We start from the raw sequence: 4,617 nt of genomic DNA, 5'->3' as shown, positions 1-4,617 counted from the left end.
GGCGGGGGCGTTTTTCATGGGCGACTGGCCCAGATCGATTTCACCGGCACTGTGGCCACCGGCTGACGATTGCGCCACTGATTACCCTCGACCAGACTCACCTCCAGTTGTTTGCGGTCTTTGGAAAAGCTCGCCGTCAGGTACGTCTGTTGAGAAGCGGCACCGCTGAGAAACATCGGCACACTGCCCATGTAGGTCTGGCTGCCACCCTCGCCGTGATAATGGCCAGCAAACATCGCCGTCACCTGATACTTTTCAATCATGTCGCGAAAGCGCTTCTGTTGCTCCCAACTGCCTGCCCAGTCATAGGGTTTGTGCATGTTGATAATGATCGCGTAGCCTTGCGCTCGCGCTATTCGCAAATCATTTTCCAGCCAGTCCAGCGACTCTTTGATGTCGAACGAAGTCGGATTCAGCGCATGGGAAATCTTCACCTGGTAAGTCGGCTCATTGTTCAACTGCACCAGGTGTACTTCACCGATATTCTTTGAATACGCCAGACTGCCGAGATAGTGCTTATTCAAAAAGCTGCCGCTCACTTCAAGATCGAACTCATCGACTTTATCCACGTGATGATCGCGATAATCGACAATGCTGCCCGCCGCACAACTTTCACTAAAACAATCATTCACGTTGTTTTGATAATCATGATTGCCCAACCCATAGAGAAAGTGATCGCCAAAGTATTTGCTCAGCATCGTCCTCATGAAGGAGCGCTGCCAGCCATGACCGAACGCAGTGATGTCGCCGTTGATCATCAACGGTACGCTGGCCTGGCCGCCCATCTCGTTGCGAAACTGCGCAATACTCGCGAACTGATTCTCCACCAGCCATTTCGAGCGTTTTTCAAAATCCGCGCTCGGCTCATCTTCACCACTGTCCGATTTTTCCGTCCACGGGTATTGCGGGTCCGAGGCAAATACCATGTGCTGCGGAACACCCTCATTGGCACTGGCGAGAGAGGTCAGCGATAACAGGTACAGACAAGCGAACAGCTTTTTAACTTCCTTGATTTTCATAACATTCCATTATTGCGTTAACTTTCAAAACACGAACATGCAACTAGCACGCTGCAGAACAGCCACCAAGCTATTCGAAAATAATAAAAAATTAAAAGCCCTCAATTAACTAATTATATTTCTACGTTATTGGCATAGCCGTTGAAATTAATACTTTGAGACACATGTGCGGTGGACGCGTTTCAGCATGCTCTGTAGGGTCTGCCACAGCCCGGTGACCCGCACCGGAGCCACTTCAAGGATGAAGCCGCTATGTTGAATAACGACAAACATTGTCTTCCGGTTGATCAGCCGCTGACTGAATCTGATCAACCAATTGAATCATTGGAAACAACTGTAGAAACCATTACCGTGACATTCGACAATCCGTCACAACCCGATTCCAAGAGCACCACAAAACGCCATCGAAATACCGGCAGTCTCGACAGCCTGGGCGGCGGCAGGCTGCCCTGAGTCTTGAAGCCACGTGTGAATCAACCTGAGCCGGCCTGCGCCTTGTGCGGGGCTGGCTCGACTAATGCCAGCCATGGACCGACCAACGGACGGCTGAGTCCTGTCTTCCTCGATTGCCGCCCTAAAGGCGGAGTAGCGAGAGGTCAACCATGATGGCAATCACCACCATCTCCAGCCGTGAATTCAATCAGGACACCAGCAGCGCCAAAAAGGCTGCGCGTCTGGGTCCAGTGATCATCACAGACCGTGGTAAGGCTTCTCATGTTCTTTTGAGCATTGAGGAATATCAGAAACTGAGCGGCGCAAACACAAGCATTGTCGATTGGTTGGTCATGCCGGAGGCTGCCGACATCGATTTCGAAACCGAGCGCGCAGTCATCATTCATCGTCCCGTGGACCTGTCCTGATGTATTTACTCGACACCCATGTGATTTCCGAACTTCGCAAGCCGCAAGCCGATGCCAATGTGGTCAGTTGGGCCAAAGGCGTCATCGCCCCGTGTCTGTACATTTCCGCCATTACTCTGAAAGAACTGGAAACCGGAGTCCTGCGAACGGAACGGCGTGATCCTGCTCAAGGAAAGCTGTTGCGCAGTTGGCTGACGCGTCACGTCATGCCGGCATTCGAAGCTCGAATCCTGCCGGTTGATGCTGCAGTAGCGCTACGTTGTGCCAGCCTGCATGTGCCCGACCAGACCAATGAAAGCGATGCATTGATCGCTGCCACGGCCCTGGTGCATGGACTCACGGTGGTCACGCGTAATGTCGAGGATTTCCGCTCGAGCGGCGTCGCCGTGATCAATCCGTGGGAACAATGAATTAGCTGCCACTGCAAAACCGTCCATACTCAACAAGTCAATTGATCTGCATCAGGCTTTTCTGCATTCGCTACACCAATAATGCTTTTTTCCCAACGCGACCAAAGGTCGCACCCTTGAGTTAGAGCGACAGGCGTATCATTGCGCCACTGCAACACCCCTTTCTGACCGCGGTCGGCACGTATCGACCGAGGCATTTGTCCACTGCCGTGGGATGCAATGATGAGCAACCAGATTCCGGTACACGACGTCACACCACCGAGCAAAAACGCGAACAACAGCGTCGACCTTTACGCCTCTCGAGAAAAAATCTACACCCGTGCTTTCACTGGCCTGTTCCGCAATCTGCGGATGATGGGCGGCGCTGCGCTGTTCCTGTTGTATTTCGGTACGGTGTGGCTGAACTGGGGCGGGCATCAGGCGGTGTGGTGGAACCTGCCGGAACGCAAGTTCTTCATCTTCGGCGCCACGTTCTGGCCGCAAGACTTCATCCTGCTGTCTGGCCTGCTGATCATTGCCGCGTTCGGCCTGTTCTTCATCACCGTGTACGCCGGTCGCGTCTGGTGCGGCTACACCTGTCCGCAAAGCGTGTGGACGTGGATTTTCATGTGGTGCGAGAAGGTCACCGAAGGCGATCGCAACCAGCGTATCAAGCTCGATAAAGCGCCAATGAGCGGCAACAAGTTTCTGCGCAAGCTCGCCAAACATTCGCTGTGGCTACTGATCGGTTTCGTCACAGGCATGACCTTCGTCGGCTACTTCTCGCCGATCCGCGAACTGGTATTCGATTTCTTCACTGGCCAGGCCGATGGCTGGTCGTATTTCTGGGTCGGCTTCTTCACCCTCGCCACCTACGGCAACGCTGGCTGGCTGCGCGAACAGGTGTGCATCTACATGTGTCCGTATGCACGCTTCCAGAGCGTGATGTTCGACAAGGACACCCTGATCGTGTCCTACGACCCGCGTCGCGGCGAAAGCCGTGGCCCGCGCAAGAAAGGTGTCGATTACAAAGCCATGGGCCTGGGCGATTGCATTGACTGCACCATGTGCGTCCAGGTGTGCCCGACCGGTATCGACATCCGCGACGGACTGCAGATCGAGTGCATCGGTTGCGCCGCGTGCATCGATGCTTGCGACGCGATCATGGACAAGATGGACTACCCGCGCGGCCTCATCAGCTACACCACCGAACACAACCTCTCGGGCCAGAAAACCCATAAACTGCGGCCGCGCCTGATCGGCTATGCGGTGGTGCTGCTGGCGATGATCAGCCTGCTGGTGACCGCATTCTTCATGCGCTCGCTGGTCGGCTTCGACGTCAGCAAGGACCGCGTGCTGTACCGCGAGAACGCCGAAGGCCGGATCGAAAACGTCTACAGCCTGAAGATCATGAACAAGGATCAGCGCGACCACACCTACGTGCTGGAGGCCGCCGGCCTGCCGGATCTGCGCCTGCAAGGCAAACGCGAGATCACGGTCCCGGCCGGCGAAATCTTCAGCATGCCGGTGGAGTTGTCGAGCGCACCGGAACAATTGCCGTCGAGCACCAACGAGGTGAAATTCATCCTCAAGGACGCCGACGACGACAGCGTCCACGTTGAAGCCAAGAGCCGATTCATCGGCCCACAAACCCGTTGAGAGAACTGAACATGCCCGCTGCAAACGCCGCAAGCCCTTGGTACAAGCACCTCTGGCCATGGATCATCATCGGGATCCTGGCCTGCTCGGTGACGTTGACCCTGTCAATGGTGACCATTGCGGTGAACAACCCGGACAATCTGGTCAACGACAACTACTACGAGGCCGGCAAAGGCATCAACCGCTCGCTGGATCGCGAACTGTTGGCGCAGGAGTTGAAGATGCGCGCCAACGTCCATCTGGATGAACTCACCGGCGAAGTCGACCTGCGCCTGAGCGGTGCCAGCCAGCCGAAAACCCTGGAACTGAACCTGATCTCGCCGACCCAGCCGGAGAAGGATCGCAAGATTGTCCTGACCCGCAGTGAAACCGAAGCCGGCCGTTACATCGGCCAGTTGGGCGACAAGGTCGAAGGTCGGCGTTTTGTCGAATTGCTGGGTACTCAGGACGACCACGTGTGGCGCATGTTCGAAGAAGAACAGGTCAGCCATGACAAGGACCTGCTGCTCGGTGACGAACCGTTGCAGGGCGCTGAAGACCAGAAGAAGTAAACCGAACCCTGTAGGAGCTGCCGCAGGCTGCGATTTTTTGATCTTGCTATTGAAAAACAAAATCAAAAGATCGCACCTGCGGCAGCTCCTACAGTTTATGTGTGTGGCTGACCGGCTAGAAAACCAGGCGAAAACGCCA

6 protein-coding genes are annotated in these 4,617 nt (G+C 55.1%); 5 read left to right on the top strand and 1 reads right to left on the bottom strand.

The annotated features are described in order from the left end of the window. Positions 1-14: 14 nt before the first annotated feature. The gene (locus HT737_RS24805) at positions 15-1,019 is read right to left on the bottom strand and encodes a metallophosphoesterase (protein WP_047293089.1); all 1,005 of its coding nucleotides are present in this window, start codon (positions 1,017-1,019) and stop codon (positions 15-17) included. A gap of 252 nt (positions 1,020-1,271) precedes the next feature. Between HT737_RS24805 and HT737_RS24800 the strand changes: the two genes are divergently transcribed. The 5 genes from HT737_RS24800 to HT737_RS24780 all read left to right on the top strand — a co-directional run bounded on the left by HT737_RS24800 (position 1,272) and on the right by HT737_RS24780 (position 4,478). Then, positions 1,272-1,472 carry a hypothetical protein gene (locus HT737_RS24800; protein ID WP_080963258.1) on the top strand — a complete coding sequence of 67 codons (201 nt, stop codon included), beginning with the start codon at positions 1,272-1,274 and terminating at the stop codon, positions 1,470-1,472. 152 nt (positions 1,473-1,624) lie between these two features. Next, entirely contained in the window at positions 1,625-1,879 is a 255-nt protein-coding gene (locus HT737_RS24795; protein ID WP_041067899.1) for a type II toxin-antitoxin system Phd/YefM family antitoxin, read from the top strand. Further along, positions 1,879-2,289 (top strand): type II toxin-antitoxin system VapC family toxin, encoded by a 411-nt coding sequence (locus HT737_RS24790; protein WP_182404186.1) that lies wholly within the window; start codon positions 1,879-1,881, stop codon positions 2,287-2,289. The genes HT737_RS24795 and HT737_RS24790 overlap by 1 nt, the downstream gene beginning before the upstream one ends. Positions 2,290-2,511: 222 nt before the next feature. Then, the gene (gene ccoG / locus HT737_RS24785) at positions 2,512-3,927 is read left to right on the top strand and encodes a cytochrome c oxidase accessory protein CcoG (RefSeq protein WP_047293085.1); all 1,416 of its coding nucleotides are present in this window, start codon (positions 2,512-2,514) and stop codon (positions 3,925-3,927) included. A gap of 11 nt (positions 3,928-3,938) precedes the next feature. Continuing rightward, a complete protein-coding gene (locus HT737_RS24780; protein WP_095667071.1) occupies positions 3,939-4,478 on the top strand; it encodes a FixH family protein in 540 nt (179 codons plus the stop codon). Positions 4,479-4,617: the final 139 nt, after the last annotated feature.

Origin of the sequence: Pseudomonas sp. MD195_PC81_125 (genome assembly GCF_014060985.1) — a bacterium.
GTDB classification, from domain to species: Bacteria; Pseudomonadota; Gammaproteobacteria; order Pseudomonadales; family Pseudomonadaceae; genus Aquipseudomonas; species Aquipseudomonas parakoreensis.
The sequence above is the reverse complement of the archived record's forward strand: the minus strand, read 5'-3'. Positions and strand labels throughout refer to the sequence as shown.

What these genes read in the sequence shown, in the direction of transcription:
- HT737_RS24805 (WP_047293089.1), bottom strand. Translation starts at nt 1,019, where the DNA reads ATGAAAATCAAGGAAGTTAAAAAGCTGTTCGCTTGTCTGTACCTGTTA.
- HT737_RS24800 (WP_080963258.1), top strand. Translation starts at nt 1,272, where the DNA reads ATGTTGAATAACGACAAACATTGTCTTCCGGTTGATCAGCCGCTGACT.
- HT737_RS24795 (WP_041067899.1), top strand. Translation starts at nt 1,625, where the DNA reads ATGGCAATCACCACCATCTCCAGCCGTGAATTCAATCAGGACACCAGC.
- HT737_RS24790 (WP_182404186.1), top strand. Translation starts at nt 1,879, where the DNA reads ATGTATTTACTCGACACCCATGTGATTTCCGAACTTCGCAAGCCGCAA.
- ccoG (WP_047293085.1), top strand. Translation starts at nt 2,512, where the DNA reads ATGAGCAACCAGATTCCGGTACACGACGTCACACCACCGAGCAAAAAC.
- HT737_RS24780 (WP_095667071.1), top strand. Translation starts at nt 3,939, where the DNA reads ATGCCCGCTGCAAACGCCGCAAGCCCTTGGTACAAGCACCTCTGGCCA.